Origin of the sequence: Yersinia rohdei ATCC 43380, assembly GCF_000173775.1 — a bacterium.
In the GTDB taxonomy this organism is placed as follows: Bacteria; Pseudomonadota; Gammaproteobacteria; order Enterobacterales; family Enterobacteriaceae; genus Yersinia; species Yersinia rohdei.
This window is the reverse complement of record NZ_ACCD01000001.1, coordinates 281,933-296,578: the sequence shown is the minus strand read 5'-3', so window position 1 is coordinate 296,578 and position 14,646 is coordinate 281,933. Positions and strand designations below refer to the sequence as shown.

The following is a 14,646-nucleotide window of genomic DNA, read 5'->3' as shown; positions in this document are numbered from 1 at the left end:
TCTCTTTGACTCTTTTTTGAGCACGTGGTTAACTCAGCTTATTCGTAAATAAAAACCATGTTCATATATACAAAAAGAGGTTAATATGCAAAGCAGTTACTTCACTCCTACTGTGACAGTGTTTGATAAAAAGGGTCGGCTAGATTTAGATAAAAACACGCAGCTATATGATTTTATTAAAGGTTATGTCTCTGGATTTGTAGTGATGGGAAGCACCGGGGAATTCTTCTCATTGAGTCTTGAGACGTCCAGGCAACTGATCAAACTGGCTTCGGATTTCCAAAAAGGCAGTATGAAAGTGTACGCAGGGGCGAGTCGGATGGATGTAAATGAATCTATCGCCTTAGCAAACTATGCTTATGAATGCGGTTTAGATGGCGTAATGATCATCAGCCCTTATTACTTTAGGTTAACCGAAGAGTCTATTTATGATTTTTACAGCAAGATAGCTAAGAACACTAAAGCTAATATTTTTATTTATAATTTCCCCGAAAAAACGGGCTATAACATATCTCCTGAAACATGTTTTAAATTAGCAATGGAGTACCCAAACATTATTGGTTTTAAAGACACCATTCCCGACACTGCCCACACCTGTGAAATAATAAATACAGTTAAAAAAGAGCTTCCTTATTTTGAAGTCTATGCTGGATATGATAATAACTTCGCGCACAATATTATTTCCGGTGGGAATGGCTGTATTGGTGGTTTGTCTAATATTGTTCCTGAGTTTTTCAAATCATGGCAAAATGCATTTGCAGAAAATGATTTATTAAGTGTTTCTGCGCATCAACAGACCGTAGATAAACTGATGGCTATTTATAAGATACATGACCCGTTCATCTCTACATTAAAAAGAACTCTGCAAATTCGTGGGGTGATTGAGTCAGACTTGATATCCTCGCCTTTTACCTCTCTGGATCAGAAAGAAAATAATTTAATAATCTCATTGCTCAAAGAAGCAAATATTAAACTATAACCCCTGCATATGGAATATATCTGAAACAGAATAAGGAGAGTTTAATGAACATCACCTCTTATAATAATAAAATACTCGATTCCGCGATCAGAAAATCATGGAAACGCCTCGTGCCTTTAATGTTTATGCTTTATTTTATTGCGTTTATTGACCGGGTAAACGTAGGTTTTGCCAAAAGTGCCATGCAACTGGACATTTCACTGTCTGATTCAGCTTTTGCTTTTGGTGCCGGTATTTTCTTTGCCGCTTATGCGCTGTTTGGTATTCCCGCTAACCTGATTTTAACGAAAATTGGCGCTCAAAAGTGGTTAAGTATCACCACTGTGATATGGGGCGTGTTGTCTTCACTCACCGGCTTTGTCACCAATGAAACCCAATTTATCATTCTACGTTTTCTGTTGGGTTTAGGTGAGGCTGGCTTTTATCCGGGCATCTTGCTACTGGCTTCGATTTATTTCCCGAATAAGGTACGTGGCTCTGTCATTGGGATTTTTGTCCTTGGGGTCCCATTGGCGCTGACTTTAGGTTCACCTATCTCTGGTGCATTGTTGGAACTTAATGGCTGGTTAGGCCGCCCTGGTTGGTTCTGGATGTTCGTCATCGAGGGGCTACCAGCAATATTCTTAGGGATTTTTGCCTTTTTCTACCTGGATGATAATCCGGCTAAAGCACGTTTTTTGACAATAGAAGAAAAAGACGCCCTCAATGCCCAACTTGAAAGTGAACGCCAGCAAACAGATACCAGTTCAGTTGGAACTGCGCTGAAAAGTATCAAAGTTTGGCATCTGGCTCTTATTTACGGCACCATCCAGATTTCAGTCTACGGTTTGATGTTTTTCCTGCCTTCTCAAGTGGCCGCGTTAATGGGGTCAACACTGGGTTTTAAAGAGTCGTTGGTCGCCGCTATTCCCTGGGCATGTTCTGCATTTGGCGTCTATTACATTCCTCGCTATGCGGATCGCAACCCACAATATCGGGTAAGGATCTCGGTAATGTGCATGATAGCCGCCGCTCTTGGGTTGGTCATCTCTGCTTATGCCGGCCCTGTATTTGCTATCGCGGCGCTCTGTTTATCTGCCATTGGTTTCCTGTCGGTTCAACCTATTTTCTGGACTTTTCCATCACAAATATTGTCAGGTTCTGCATTAGCCGCAGGGATAGGCTTCTGCACCACAATGGGCGCATTTTGTTCATTTTTAGCACCAATGATACGTGTTGAAGTTGACCAATTGATGAATAGCACCACCGCCGGTTTAGTGGTTCTCGCGCTAATTACACTCATCAGCGCCATTTTAATTAGCATGTTAAAAAATAATCATTCAGTAGAGCAATAGCATCTCAAACATCCATAACGTATCTGCAATTTCATTTATTAAGATTAAGGAAGCAGAGTATGTCAAAAATTCTAAAAATTGATGAAAGCGATAACCTGATTGTAGCCCTGAAGAATTTACAGCGAGGTGAGAGGGTGTCTTGGGGGAATGACCATTTTACGTTGGTCACGGATGTTAAGGCTAAACACAAGTTTGCAGTTGAAGACATCGCCATTGATGGCATTGTGTCAATGTATGGCACCGCTGTGGGTAAAGCCACAAAACCTATTAGCCAGGGTGAGGCTATTACCGTCGATAATATCAAACATTATGCTGCGCCAGTGCAACTCAATGATGAGCCATATTATTGGCAAGCACCTGATATTTCACCTTATGTTGACCGCACATTCAAGGGATATATGCGTGATGATGGTCGCGTTGGGACAGCCAATTATTGGTTGGTGTTCCCACTGGTATTTTGTGAAAATCGCAATGTGACCAAGCTGACCGATGCCTTAAATGATGCTCTGGGATACTCCGATCACTCGTTAACTCGCTTTGCGATGGGGCTGGCCGGCGGTGATGCACCCAAGGTGAGTGAAAAACTGCTCCCACATATTGAGGGGGTTCGCAGTATTACGGTCAGTAGTGGTTGTGGGGGCGCGGCCTCAGACAGCATGAGTATGTGTGAGGTGCTGGCGGCCTATGCTGATCATCCTAATGTTATTGGCATCACGGTATTTAGTCTCGGCTGTGAGAAAGCCCAAGTTATTGATTTCAGAAATGCACTCAAAAAACGTAATCCGCAATTCAATAAGCCGGCGTTGTACTTCAAACAACAAGAATGGGAAAACGAAGGGCAAATGATGCAGTCGGCGCTGCAAGAAACCTTCTCGTGTATGAATCAGGTTAAGCCGACCCCGCGGGTTAATCTTCCACTCTCGTACCTCAAACTTGGGGTGAAATGCGGCGCTTCTGATGGTTTTTCGGGTATTTCTGGCAACCCTGCTATGGGCTTGGTTTCTGATTGGATAGTGACATTGGGCGGGGCCTCTGGTTTGGCAGAATTCCCAGAACTCTGTGGCGCGGAAGGCGATATGATCAAGCGCTGCAGTAATCCTGACGATAAAAAGAAATTTTTGAATCTGATGGCGGATTATGAGAAAACAGCCAACTTTTTCGATACCTCAATTGCCGATAATCCGAGTCCCGGTAACATTGCAGATGGCCTGATAACCGATGCAATAAAATCTACGGGTGCTGCGAAGAAGGGCGGACGCGCGCCCATTGGGGCGGTCTGTGATTATGCGGAACCTATGCCTGACAGGGGGTTGTCCCTGGTTTGTACCCCCGGCAATGATGTTATTGCTGTAACTGGATTAGTGGCCGCGGGCTGTAATGTGGTTATTTTTTCGACGGGTTTAGGTACGCCGACAGGTAACCCTATTGTCCCTGTTCTTAAAATTTCGACGAATACTGACATTGCCGAGCGCTTACAAGACATTATTGATTTCGACTGTGGGCCGGTCATTGAAGGGGTGCCTCTACAGGATATCAGTGAGGGGTTGCTTGAGCGGGTTATAGAGACAGCGAGCCGTGATTATGTGGTGAAGTCAGATAGGTTAGAGCAATATGATTTCTTGCTGTGGAAACGCTCTTTGGATCTGTAGCCGTCACCAGTTGATGACAGATTAAAAACACCATAAAACTGCCTTCTGAAGGTCAAACTTCAGCGGGCAGAAGCCCCCATTAATCAGATAACAAGGGAGCGGATTGCCGGTTCAATATCATGAGAGAAGAATGGGGCAGGGTGAAGTAAGTGAAATAACCTTAGGTGCTATTTCACTTATTCTTTTATTCGTATGATTACAGTCAGTTATAGCCGCTAATAAGGGTCCTGGGCTTCACGCAGACGCTCTTGCTCTTCTTCGATGACCGCTTGGATCTCCTCTAATATACCTTCAACATCAACGGCTTGTGTACTCTCGGCAAACTCGCCAGTTAATGGCGTTTCAGGATGCAGCTTGCCATCTTCATATAGCGCCCACATCTCTTTGGCATATTTACGATTAAGCAGTTCAGGAGCGTATTGACCATAGTAGTTTGTCATGTTCGCGACATCGCGCTCCAGCATGGCTTTCGCGTGATTGTTAGCGGCGGCATTGACCGCTTGCGGTAAGTCGATAATCACCGGGCCGTCTTTATCAATTAAGACATTAAACTCTGACAAGTCGCCATGAACCAAGCCAGCGCACAGCATCCGAACCACATAACGGATCATGATGGCGTGGTCAATCAGGGCTTGTTCTCTGCTAAAGGGGACGTCGCTAAGCCGAGGCGCAGCAAGCCCATCAGCATCAGTGACCAGTTCCATAAGCAGCACGCCATCAAGACATGCATAAGGTTGGGGCACACGCACATTGGCATTGGCTAACAGGTACAAGGCGTCCACCTCGGCGGTCTGCCAGGTTTCTTCTTGTTGCTTGCGGCCAAATTTAGACCCTTTCGCCATGGCGCGGGCATCACGGCTATTACGTACCTTGCGGCCTTCCTGATATTGCACTGCTTGCTTGAAGTTGCGGTTCTCCGCTTCTTTATAAACTTTAGCGCAGCGAATATCCTGCCCACACCGGACCACGTAGACATCAGCTTCTTTGCCACTTTTTAAACGACGGATGACTTCGTCAACCAAGCCGTCATCAACCAGCGGTTGGATTCGTTTTGGAATTTTCATGGCGTCCTTGTACCCTATTTAAGCCCGCGATGGAATGGCTTTGGCTGAATTTTCCTCCAGTTTATCATCCGAGTCCATCTGCGGGTGGGTTTTTACTGCATATTAGGCCGCACTGAACTGAGCATTATGCAATTTTGCATAGGCCCCTTTACGGGCGAGTAATTCGTGATGACCACCTTGCTCAACAATCCCTTCTTTATCGACCACAATGATGCGATCGGCATTTTGGATGGTGGCCAGGCGGTGAGCAATCACTAATGTGGTGCGGCCCTGAGATAATTCAGTCAATGCCAATTGAATGGCTTGTTCCGTGGCAGTATCCAGTGCGGATGTCGCTTCGTCAAGAATCAAAATAGGAGGGTTTTTCAGGAAGATACGCGCAATTGATAGGCGCTGTTTCTGGCCGCCAGATAATTTCACTCCGCGCTCACCAACCACAGTATCAAGGCCATCCGGCAAGTTATTAATCAGCTCATCCAACCGAGCAAGCTGTGCAGCAGCCATGATTTCATCATCACTGGCATCCAGCTTGCCATAAGCAATATTCTCGCGAATTGATCCGCCGAATAAGAAAACATCCTGTTGAACAATACCGATATTATTACGCAATGATTGCTGGGTCATATCACGGATATTAATACCATCAATGGTGATGATGCCATCGTTGAGCTCATAGAAACGGGGCAGCAATGAGCACAAGGTGGTTTTACCCGCGCCAGATGGCCCAACGAAGGCCACGGTTTCACCCGCACGAATTTGTAAGTTCAAATCCGTGAAAATTTTATTCTGCGCTGAATAACCGAAACTGACATTTTGGTAGCAAATATCACCGCGTAAATGGCCGACCGGGATTGCATTCGGTTGGTCGATAATCTCGGGGAGTGTATCAATCAGTTGAGTGAATCTTTTAAATCCGGCAATTCCTTTCGGATAACTTTCCAGCACGGAGGTGATTTTGGCAACTGGGCGGAAAAAAACTTCAACTAACAGCAAGAATCCGACAAAACCGCCATAGCTTAATTGGTCATGCACCACATACCAGGTGCCCACCACCATCACAATCAACTGCACCAGACGGGTACTCAGGTAGCTCATGGTCATACTGGTGGTCATGATGCGGTAAGCCCGCAGTTTAGTGGTGCGATAATCTTCGTTATCTTTGGCGAATAATTTCTTTTCATGGGCTTCATTAGCGAAAGCTTTCACCACACGAATACCGCCAATACTTTCTTCAATGCGGGCATTAAAATTACCCACCTGACCAAATAGCTTGCGCCAAGTTTCCGTCATTTGTGCGCCATAGCGGCTAACCAAATACGTCATAAATGGCACTATGATGATAGTGAGCATGGCCAGTGGCAAATGCACGGAGGCCATCAGGATAAATGCGCCAATAAAGGTCATGACAGCAATAAAAAGATCTTCCGGGCCGTGATGGGCAATTTCCCCTACCTCCTCAAGATCTTTCGTCACATGAGTAATAATATGGCCGGTCTTCACATTGTCGTAATAACTAAAGGGCAATTTTTGCAAATGGCTAAATGCCTGACGGCGCATATCAGTTTCGATACCGACCCCAAGTGCGTGGCCCCAATAGTTTACTATTGCCATCAGCGCAGTATTGAGCAGATAAATCATCAATAACCCAGTTGCTGCCCAAACAATTAACACCCAATCCTGATTAGGGAGCAGCTTATCAATGAACAATTTTACGGCCATCGGGAAGCTCAGTTCCAACAATCCGGCCAAAATCGCACAGCCAAAATCCAGATAGAAAAGTCTTTTATACGGCGTGTAATAAGAAAAGAAACGGCGGAGCATTAAGGCATCCTTACAATTACAGAAGAAAAATCGAGAGCAAAAGCAGTTTTCGGTATTATAAATGTAAATGGTTCTTAATAGCATTTATTTCATTAGTGATTAGTAAATAATAGAATTCCTATCTGTGGCGCGGTATTGAATCAAAGCGAATATCGAGTATTGTTAATAAAATTTTAACAAGGAGTGATGCTAATGAAACTGACACAGACACAGACTGATGCCCCGACCCCTGAAGACATTGCAGAAATCATGGCGGGTTTAAAGGCCTTTAATCGTAATTTTGTTGGCGATAATAGCCGCAAACCATTAGCTGTTTTTATCACTGGTGAGCAAGGTGAAAAGTTGGGGGGAATTACTGGCTATACACTAGGTAATTGCCTAAGTATCGAATTATTATGGGTATCAGATGCATTACGTCATTCCGGGGCAGGCAGTAAATTGATGCATGCGGTTGAACACGAAGCGCGCCAACGAGGATGTCAATTTGCTCAAGTGGATACCTTCAGTTTTCAAGCTCGACCTTTCTATGAGAAACATGGTTATCAATTAAAAATGACGCTAGAAAATGTGGTGGGTGAGTATCACCGCTACTATTTAACTAAAAATCTGAATAGCTAAATGTGTTACCTATGAGTTTATTTGGTTTAAATTTTGAGCATTTTCAAATACTAGGTTAATCTAATTTATATGGAATTAACTCATGTAAAAGGAAATGGATATGACGACCTCCTCAAATAAGAAACTGTCATTATGGTCATTAACTTCACTGGTCGTTGGTTCCATGATAGGTGCCGGTATTTTCTCTCTACCGGCGACCTTTGGTCGTGCCACGGGGGGCTTTGGCGCTCTCATTGCATGGGTTATTGCCGGGGGAGGGATGTTAACTCTGGCTTTTGTTTTTCAAACATTAGCCCAACGTAAACCTGATCTTGATTCTGGCGTTTATATTTATGCTAAAACCGGGTTTGGCGATTATGCCGGGTTTGCTGCTGCCATTGGTTTTTGGGCCGGCGCTTGTATCGGCAGTGTCTCTTATTTTATTTTGATCAAATCAACATTGGGTGCTTTTTTCCCGATATTTGGTGATGGAAATACATTATCCGCCGTCTTGATTGCCTCATTAATCTTATGGAGCTTCCATTTCATGGTATTGCGTGGCATTAAAGAAGCCGCCGCGATTAATACCATTGCCACTTTTGCTAAAGTTATTCCGATATTTATATTTATCATTGTGTTGGCATTTGCATTTCACACCGATACCTTTGCATTAAACTTTTGGGGTACGCAAACTTTAGGGGCGGTTGGTGACCTATCCCATTTAGATGATTATGGTTATACCGGCCATGCTGCCCTGGAAATAGCTGCGGGTTCTGAAAGCTTATTTTCTCAAGTTCGCAGCACTATGCTGGTTACCGTATTTGTTTTTGTTGGAATAGAAGGGGCGAGTGTTTATTCCCGCTACGCCAAAGAAAGAAAGCATGTGGGTATCGCGACAGTTTTAGGTTTTATTGGTGTGTTATGTCTGCTGGTATTGGTCACTATGCTTTCTTATGGTGTGATGCTTCGCCCCGATCTCGCAGCTTTACGTCAGCCGTCGATGGCGGGCGTTTTAGAGCATATTGTGGGGCGCTGGGGTGCCATATTTATCAGTATTGGGCTGATTATTTCTGTCATGGGAGCCTATTTGTCATGGACTTTATTGGCGGCAGAGGCACTCTATAGCGCAGCCAAAAGCGATATTATGCCGCGGCTGTTTACGACGGAGAATAAACACGGCGTACCTTCAGCGGCTGTTTGGATGTCGAATATTTTTATACAATTATTCTTAATTGTTACGCTTTTCACCGAATATGCTTTCCAACTTGCATTGGAGTTAACCAGTTCACTGGTTTTGATCCCCTATCTTCTGGTGGCAGCCTATGGGCTAAAACTGACATGGACCAGAGAAACTTACCCTGTAGATTCAACAGAACGTAAGAAAGATTTAATATTTGCCCTGATAGCCACGCTATATGCCCTATTGATGGTTTATGCAGGGGGCTTAAAATATATATTATTGTCAGCCGTGATATACGGCCCAGGAACGTTATTGTTTATTATTGCCAAACGCCAGCAGACGAAACCTATATTTACCTTCACAGAGAAATGCCTTTTTGCCGTGGCGCTCATTGCTGCGGTGATTGCACTCTACTGTCTTGCGACAGGCATAATTACGGTGTGATAAGATTGTGCTATTAAGTGAAGAGAATCAGATAGCCAAAAGTAGCCGAAAATTGTCTGTAATACATTACAGATATTAATGCGTTTAGATAATCTCCCTATTTTTACAATGGTTGGGCTTGATCTATAACACAGACTACGACAGGATTGCGTTGAAATCACCTGCTGTTAGGCGGGGATTGGTTTGATTTGTAATAAAAATGAGTCCAATAAAAACGCAATTTTCTTATGCAAAGCCACGGCTGGTATGTTTTTACCAGTAGGTATTACTTTGAAAAAACAACAAAATATCACCCCAAAGAGAGATTATTCTACGGGAATTGGCGATGCACAATTTGCGATCGTAGTTTTACTGACAACATCATGTTTGCTGATTGCAATAACGTTGATTGTGATCCTATGGTTAATCTGAGCGCCATAGAAATTAGGGAGAATGTATGGATAAGGGTTTGTTTGATGACAACAAAGTCATTGCCCTGATTGGGTTGTTATTGGCTGCACTTATTGTGGTGAGTACCATGTTTGTGATGACATATATGGCAGACCGTCAGCGCAACGAAGTACAAGTCATCGACGTGCAAAACTGCTACAAAAAAATCTGAAAACTTTATTCGCCTGAGGGTGCAGACCTACATTCAGACGAATAATACCTTGGTCGGATATTACGCCAACTTTTGGTTAATGGCGTGCAAAGGCAAGGCAATATTAAGGTCAATGTCGGTATTTTGCCTGAAGTCATACGGTGTTATGCCGTAACGTTTTCTGAACATATAAGTAAAGTGGGACTGTGAGCCAAAACCAAAGTCCAAAGCAATATCAAAAATAGTGCTATCACTCGTTCTTAGTTGATAAACAGCCCCTGCTAAGCGCCTTTCTCGAATGTATTTACCTAGCGATATGCCCGTTACTTCTTTAAATATTTTCTGCATATGCCAAAGCGAATAGCCTGAGTATGCAGCTAATTCTTCGAGATAAATGACTCGCCCCAGATGGGTTTCAACCCATTTGCTGAGGGCGCAGACTAACGCGAGATGATTTTCTTGTGACATTATTTAGTCTGTTTTTTCTGGTTGGGAGTAGTGCAGTATACACAAGTTGAATCTAACAACACAAAACACCAAATTAATGACGATCGCATGAAATGCAGCATAAAGACTTTTCAGCGAGTATTTGCAAAAGAATTTTCTGGTGCCATAGTAAAAGGGTAGTGTCATCTGAAAGGGAGGCATCCCGAGGATAAAAGGCCGATTTTGGGAAAATAGAAATTAAAAATGATGAGGTGATCGCATGTTGATAACAGTGATTATGACTCTGATAGCGGTTGTAGGTGTAACCGTTTTTCTAAAGATGCCAGTAATGGTTTTACATAAAGGTAAAGGCACAGGAGGTGATGAACTGTGAGGTTAGGAATATTGTGACCGATATAGACGTTATGATGTATCCCTCGAACCAGGTGATTGATAGCCATCATACCTGGTTTTTTTATGCCTAAATTGTGCCGTTAGCACAGTGACTCAGCGCTTTTCCCCCATGTACTTTGGTGACTTAAAAAATGATTTATTCTTTGTAGGTTGTTAATTAACCAAAGATAATTGCATAACTGCTTAGTGATAAATGCGACAGCATGACACTGTAGGCTAAAGATATATTTTAGTGAGCGTGATATCCTTACACAATATTGTTGTGAAGGAATTATTTATGTCCGAAATGTTCACTAATGACCAAGAACTGGTCTCTGATCTGGTTGCCTGCCAATTGGTTATCAAACAGATTCTTGATGTGATTGATATTATTGCGCCAGCTGAAGTGCGGGATAAAATGTCACATCAACTCAAAGCGATTGATTTTTCTGCACATCCTGCGGGAGCAGATCCCGTGACTAAACGGGCGGTAGAAAAAGCTATTGCATTGATTGATATGAAGTTTACTCAGGGTTAATCGACCCAACCTGCATTAGAGCAACATAGCGCAATAAGTAGAATGGGTTGCGGGTTAATAGCAAGCCCGCGAACCTATCATTCAAATATGTTATTCCCTATTTTTTTCACTAAAGGACAATTGCTAACGCCAATTATGCCATTCTCGCCGTTTATAAATTGAGCTGTTACAACTGTTCGGGCTGTCAGATATTTACATTGTAACCCTATACCCGCGGCATTTTTCTCACTGCCAATGAGTACACCATAACCAGAAAAGAGCAGACCGAGATATAGGATTGCAGCGACCAAGAACCATCTGAATAAACTCATGTAGTTACTCCCTGTAATTAGTTTTACTTATTTTTAACTCAATATATTTAACACTTTAACTTGTAATGATAAGCGGCTTAATAGTAAAAATCTTAAATGTTTTTGATTTATTGAGTAAAAACGAAATTAACGTGTTTTTCTAAGACAGTACTCAACATAAGTAATAACATCTTGGCTATAAATGGTTGATGTTTACTACAGTATAATTAAAAAAATGTTAAATAAGGTGCCTGATTTGAACATAAAGAAACTTGTTGCAGCGGTAGGTATCATCGCCGTTTGTTGCTTGTTTTATCTATTAGCCCTTGATAGTTACTGTGATCAGGGGGGATCTTTCTCTACCGGTATTTGTGCAATTACTTCGATTATTCCGTGGTAAGGCTAGGCTACTGACTTTATCTATAATAACAAATGAAACAGTTACTATTGGTGATTGTTATTTATTGTTAATAGTCAGCATGGATTTACCTTTGTAGTGGGGGGAGTGATAAGATAGCATCTTCACCACACAGGTAATTTGTCATAGGGTAGTCAATGTTAGATACAAATATGGGCGCACTTGGTGCCATTCCAATTGCTTTGTCGCTATTTACCGTCATTTTTTTCTTGATAGTTTGGTTCTTTTTGAGCCGTGCCAGTGTGCGAGCAAATGAACAGATCCGCTTGTTACAAGATATTGTCGAACAACAGAGACAGCAAACTGAATTGCTCAAGTCATTGCTAGAAAATGCCACTGGTGTCAGTGATGGGCAAAGTGACAGCGATATCCTTTCCCCACTCGATTTTAAAGGTGTCATTCCAGAGAGATAAACTCATCTCTATTCTGGCGCTGCTTAAGGGCAGTGTCAGAGTGATGCGCTCTGGGTGCTATCAGTCAGGCGATATACTTTTTCTTTATTCCTTCTTTTCTTTCTTCCTCTCTCTCTTCTTCGCCCTCAAGCAATATCCGACTGATATGTTCTCAGGTTGAAATAACCTCTTTTTATGTCATAAATCTGTCTTAATTTCGCCGTAATGTGGTCAGAACTTTTCAGAAAAACGGTGATTCAGATGATTAAATGGTATGAAGAAAGTGACAGCGAAGTGAATCGAAGTATTGCCTTACTTACTGGGGAAGATCCCGCTAAATGGTACCCTTATGGCGGAATTAAAGGTAAGGATTACTGTAAAAACCCTTCTGATGCATGGCCTATCATCTGTGCCAATAAAATCGGCTTCTATTCTCCTGAGATTAATGATAATAATCAGTGGAATGCTAAAATTACTAATCCACAAGGGGAATGGCAAGCCTATAGTCAAAGCCCACTACGTGCGGCCATGATCTGTTATCTGCTGAGCCAGAACGTTTAATCGGCGGTGTCGATAGTTTTCAACCAATGCCTCTATCCTGCCGGAATTAAGGGGTAGGGATAACCAAGAGTAAAACGTTATTTAACTGCTTTCGTGGAGCTGATGATGAAACGTATTATTAAAGGGGATTCAAAATTATCACATCTGGTTATTGCTCATGCTGCAATTGACCACCATCAAAAATCCTATGGGGAGCGACGTCAGGGCTGGCCTACAACTTATCTTATCCGTTATAAAAATAATCGTGTTGCGGTTGAGGTCGTCACTCGTCGCCAGTCATATGTTGCCACGTTAATGATTGGCGCACGAAATTTAAGCAAGTTATGTGGTATATCTACATTACATCCCTGAATAGTATTGAAAGAACGAATCAATGAAAAACTGAGCTTATATAGCTCAGGCTGATTGATTCCTGCCCAATTGTCAGCTAACCACCTTTATCCTTGATGCCAGCAGGTATAAGTGTTAAAAAACCGCCGAAGATTCATTTATGACAGCACTGTTTGTAATAGGTGCGGCAGAGGACAGGATGGAGCAGCAGTTGCAGGACTCAACACTAAAACGCGGTTTAAAAAATCGTCATATTCAACTTATTGCGCTAGGCGGCGCGATTGGTACGGGATTATTTTTGGGAATAGCACAAACCATTAAGATGGCCGGCCCCTCGGTAATTTTGGGCTATGCCATTGGCGGTTTTATTGCCTTTCTTATTATGCGCCAACTGGGCGAAATGGTCGTGGAGGAGCCTGTTGCTGGTTCATTCAGTCACTTTGCCTATAAATATTGGGGCGATTTTGCCGGGTTCTTATCGGGTTGGAATTACTGGGCCATGTTTATTTTGGTCGGTATGGCCGAATTGACCGCCGTCGGCATCTATATTCAATATTGGTGGCCGGAAATACCCACATGGGTTTCTGCCGCAATATTCTTTGTTGTGATCAATGCCATCAATTTAGTCAATGTGCGCATATATGGTGAAACCGAATTCTGGTTTGCCATTATCAAAGTTGCTGCCATCATCGGTATGATTGTATTCGGGGCTTATTTGCTAGCATCGGGGTCTGGTGGGCCAAATGCTTCTGTCACCAATCTTTGGGCGCAGGGGGGCTTTATGCCTCACGGTCTTAGCGGATTAGTTATGGCGATGGCGGTTATTATGTTTTCTTTCGGCGGTCTGGAAATGGTGGGTATTACCGCCGCAGAAGCCGAAGATCCGCAGCATAGTATTCCTAAAGCAACGAATCAGGTTGTTTACCGTATTCTCATTTTCTACATTGGCTCATTGGCGATACTGCTTTCCCTTTATCCGTGGGGCAAAGTGGTTGAAGGCGGCAGTCCTTTTGTCATGATTTTCCATGCGTTAGACAGTAATCTGGTCGCGACAATCCTAAATGTGGTAGTTCTGACTGCTGCGTTATCGGTCTATAACAGTGGTGTTTACTGTAATAGCCGCATGTTGTTTGGTTTGGCATCTCAGGGTAATGCGCCTAAAGTGCTGACCAAAGTTAATAAGCGCGGTGTGCCTATTTTGTCCATCGCACTGTCGGCGCTGGCGACCTCTGCCGGTGTAGTTATTAACTATGTCATGCCGGGGAAAGCTTTTGAATTACTGATGGCGCTGGTTGTTTCAACCTTGGTCATCAATTGGGTCATGATTTGCCTGGCTCATTTGAAATTCCGAGCAGCAAAAATGCAGGAAGGCGTAGAACCGCGTTTTAAAGCGTTATGGTATCCCTACGGTAATTATCTGTGTCTGGTATTTTTGATGCTGATTTTGGTCATCATGTATCTTACGGACGGTATTCAGATCTCTGTGCTGATGATGCCAGCCTGGATTGCACTATTGTGGTGCGGTTTTATGCTCACTCGTCGTAGAGATAAAAAGAACCTGCCGGAAGTGAAGGATTCAAATACAATCTAATTAGAACGTTATATGATGGAAAAATAGCCGGGTAGAAATAGTGATACCCGGTTTTTTTA

16 protein-coding genes are annotated in these 14,646 nt (G+C 43.0%); 12 read left to right on the top strand and 4 right to left on the bottom strand.

Annotated elements, in window-relative coordinates; all coding sequences use genetic code 11:
• The first annotated feature begins 85 nt into the window (after window positions 1–85).
• From YROHD0001_RS15775 to YROHD0001_RS15785, 3 genes are read left to right on the top strand one after another with little or no spacing between them, the layout of a single operon-like run.
• Window positions 86–979 (top strand): dihydrodipicolinate synthase family protein, encoded by an 894-nt coding sequence (locus YROHD0001_RS15775; protein ID WP_004713161.1) that lies wholly within the window; start codon window positions 86–88, stop codon window positions 977–979.
• 44 nt (window positions 980–1,023) lie between these two features.
• Complete coding sequence (locus YROHD0001_RS15780) at window positions 1,024–2,313, top strand: MFS transporter (protein ID WP_032815940.1); 1,290 nt, start codon at window positions 1,024–1,026, stop codon at window positions 2,311–2,313.
• A gap of 59 nt (window positions 2,314–2,372) precedes the next feature.
• Window positions 2,373–3,962 (top strand): UxaA family hydrolase, encoded by a 1,590-nt coding sequence (locus YROHD0001_RS15785; RefSeq protein ID WP_004713157.1) that lies wholly within the window; start codon window positions 2,373–2,375, stop codon window positions 3,960–3,962.
• A gap of 215 nt (window positions 3,963–4,177) precedes the next feature.
• On the opposite strand, the gene YROHD0001_RS15790 is transcribed toward YROHD0001_RS15785, so the two are convergent.
• Both YROHD0001_RS15790 and YROHD0001_RS15795 read right to left on the bottom strand, forming a co-directional pair.
• The gene (locus YROHD0001_RS15790) at window positions 4,178–5,026 is read right to left on the bottom strand and encodes a PA4780 family RIO1-like protein kinase (protein ID WP_004713156.1); all 849 of its coding nucleotides are present in this window, start codon (window positions 5,024–5,026) and stop codon (window positions 4,178–4,180) included.
• A 102-nt stretch (window positions 5,027–5,128) separates the two neighbouring features.
• Complete coding sequence (locus tag YROHD0001_RS15795) at window positions 5,129–6,847, bottom strand: ABC transporter ATP-binding protein (RefSeq protein ID WP_004713155.1); 1,719 nt, start codon at window positions 6,845–6,847, stop codon at window positions 5,129–5,131.
• Window positions 6,848–7,039: 192 nt separating this feature from the next.
• On the opposite strand from YROHD0001_RS15795, the gene YROHD0001_RS15800 reads away from it, so the two are divergent.
• The 3 genes from YROHD0001_RS15800 (at window position 7,040) to YROHD0001_RS15810 (ending at window position 9,669) form a co-directional block, all read left to right on the top strand.
• A complete protein-coding gene (locus tag YROHD0001_RS15800) occupies window positions 7,040–7,465 on the top strand; it encodes a GNAT family N-acetyltransferase (protein ID WP_004713154.1) in 426 nt (141 codons plus the stop codon).
• A 100-nt stretch (window positions 7,466–7,565) separates the two neighbouring features.
• Window positions 7,566–9,068 (top strand): amino acid permease, encoded by a 1,503-nt coding sequence (locus YROHD0001_RS15805; protein ID WP_032815939.1) that lies wholly within the window; start codon window positions 7,566–7,568, stop codon window positions 9,066–9,068.
• A gap of 436 nt (window positions 9,069–9,504) precedes the next feature.
• Entirely contained in the window at window positions 9,505–9,669 is a 165-nt protein-coding gene (locus YROHD0001_RS15810) for a hypothetical protein (protein WP_004713151.1), read from the top strand.
• 60 nt (window positions 9,670–9,729) lie between these two features.
• Here YROHD0001_RS15810 and YROHD0001_RS15815 read toward each other — a convergent pair whose 3' ends face one another.
• Complete coding sequence (locus tag YROHD0001_RS15815) at window positions 9,730–10,116, bottom strand: helix-turn-helix domain-containing protein (protein ID WP_004713150.1); 387 nt, start codon at window positions 10,114–10,116, stop codon at window positions 9,730–9,732.
• A gap of 649 nt (window positions 10,117–10,765) precedes the next feature.
• Here YROHD0001_RS15815 and YROHD0001_RS15820 point away from each other — a divergent pair.
• On the top strand, window positions 10,766–11,005 hold the full coding sequence (locus YROHD0001_RS15820; RefSeq protein ID WP_032815935.1) for a DUF2766 family protein: 240 nt from the start codon (window positions 10,766–10,768) through the stop codon (window positions 11,003–11,005).
• A gap of 77 nt (window positions 11,006–11,082) precedes the next feature.
• On the opposite strand, the gene YROHD0001_RS0117175 is transcribed toward YROHD0001_RS15820, so the two are convergent.
• Window positions 11,083–11,316: a YobH family protein gene (locus YROHD0001_RS0117175; protein ID WP_032815934.1), complete on the bottom strand. Its 234-nt coding sequence runs from the start codon at window positions 11,314–11,316 to the stop codon at window positions 11,083–11,085.
• A 235-nt stretch (window positions 11,317–11,551) separates the two neighbouring features.
• On the opposite strand from YROHD0001_RS0117175, the gene mgrB reads away from it, so the two are divergent.
• The 5 genes from mgrB (at window position 11,552) to YROHD0001_RS15840 (ending at window position 14,587) form a co-directional block, all read left to right on the top strand.
• Window positions 11,552–11,695 (top strand): PhoP/PhoQ regulatory lipoprotein MgrB, encoded by a 144-nt coding sequence (gene mgrB, locus YROHD0001_RS19540; protein WP_071817863.1) that lies wholly within the window; start codon window positions 11,552–11,554, stop codon window positions 11,693–11,695.
• Window positions 11,696–11,850: 155 nt separating this feature from the next.
• Window positions 11,851–12,126: a YebO family protein gene (locus YROHD0001_RS15825; protein ID WP_032815933.1), complete on the top strand. Its 276-nt coding sequence runs from the start codon at window positions 11,851–11,853 to the stop codon at window positions 12,124–12,126.
• A 240-nt stretch (window positions 12,127–12,366) separates the two neighbouring features.
• Complete coding sequence (locus tag YROHD0001_RS15830) at window positions 12,367–12,666, top strand: phage protein NinX family protein (protein WP_032815932.1); 300 nt, start codon at window positions 12,367–12,369, stop codon at window positions 12,664–12,666.
• A 105-nt stretch (window positions 12,667–12,771) separates the two neighbouring features.
• Window positions 12,772–13,017, top strand: coding sequence for a DUF4060 family protein (locus YROHD0001_RS15835; RefSeq protein WP_032815931.1), 246 nt, complete (start codon window positions 12,772–12,774; stop codon window positions 13,015–13,017).
• Window positions 13,018–13,195: 178 nt separating this feature from the next.
• Window positions 13,196–14,587 carry an amino acid permease gene (locus tag YROHD0001_RS15840; RefSeq protein ID WP_032815930.1) on the top strand — a complete coding sequence of 464 codons (1,392 nt, stop codon included), beginning with the start codon at window positions 13,196–13,198 and terminating at the stop codon, window positions 14,585–14,587.
• Window positions 14,588–14,646: the final 59 nt, after the last annotated feature.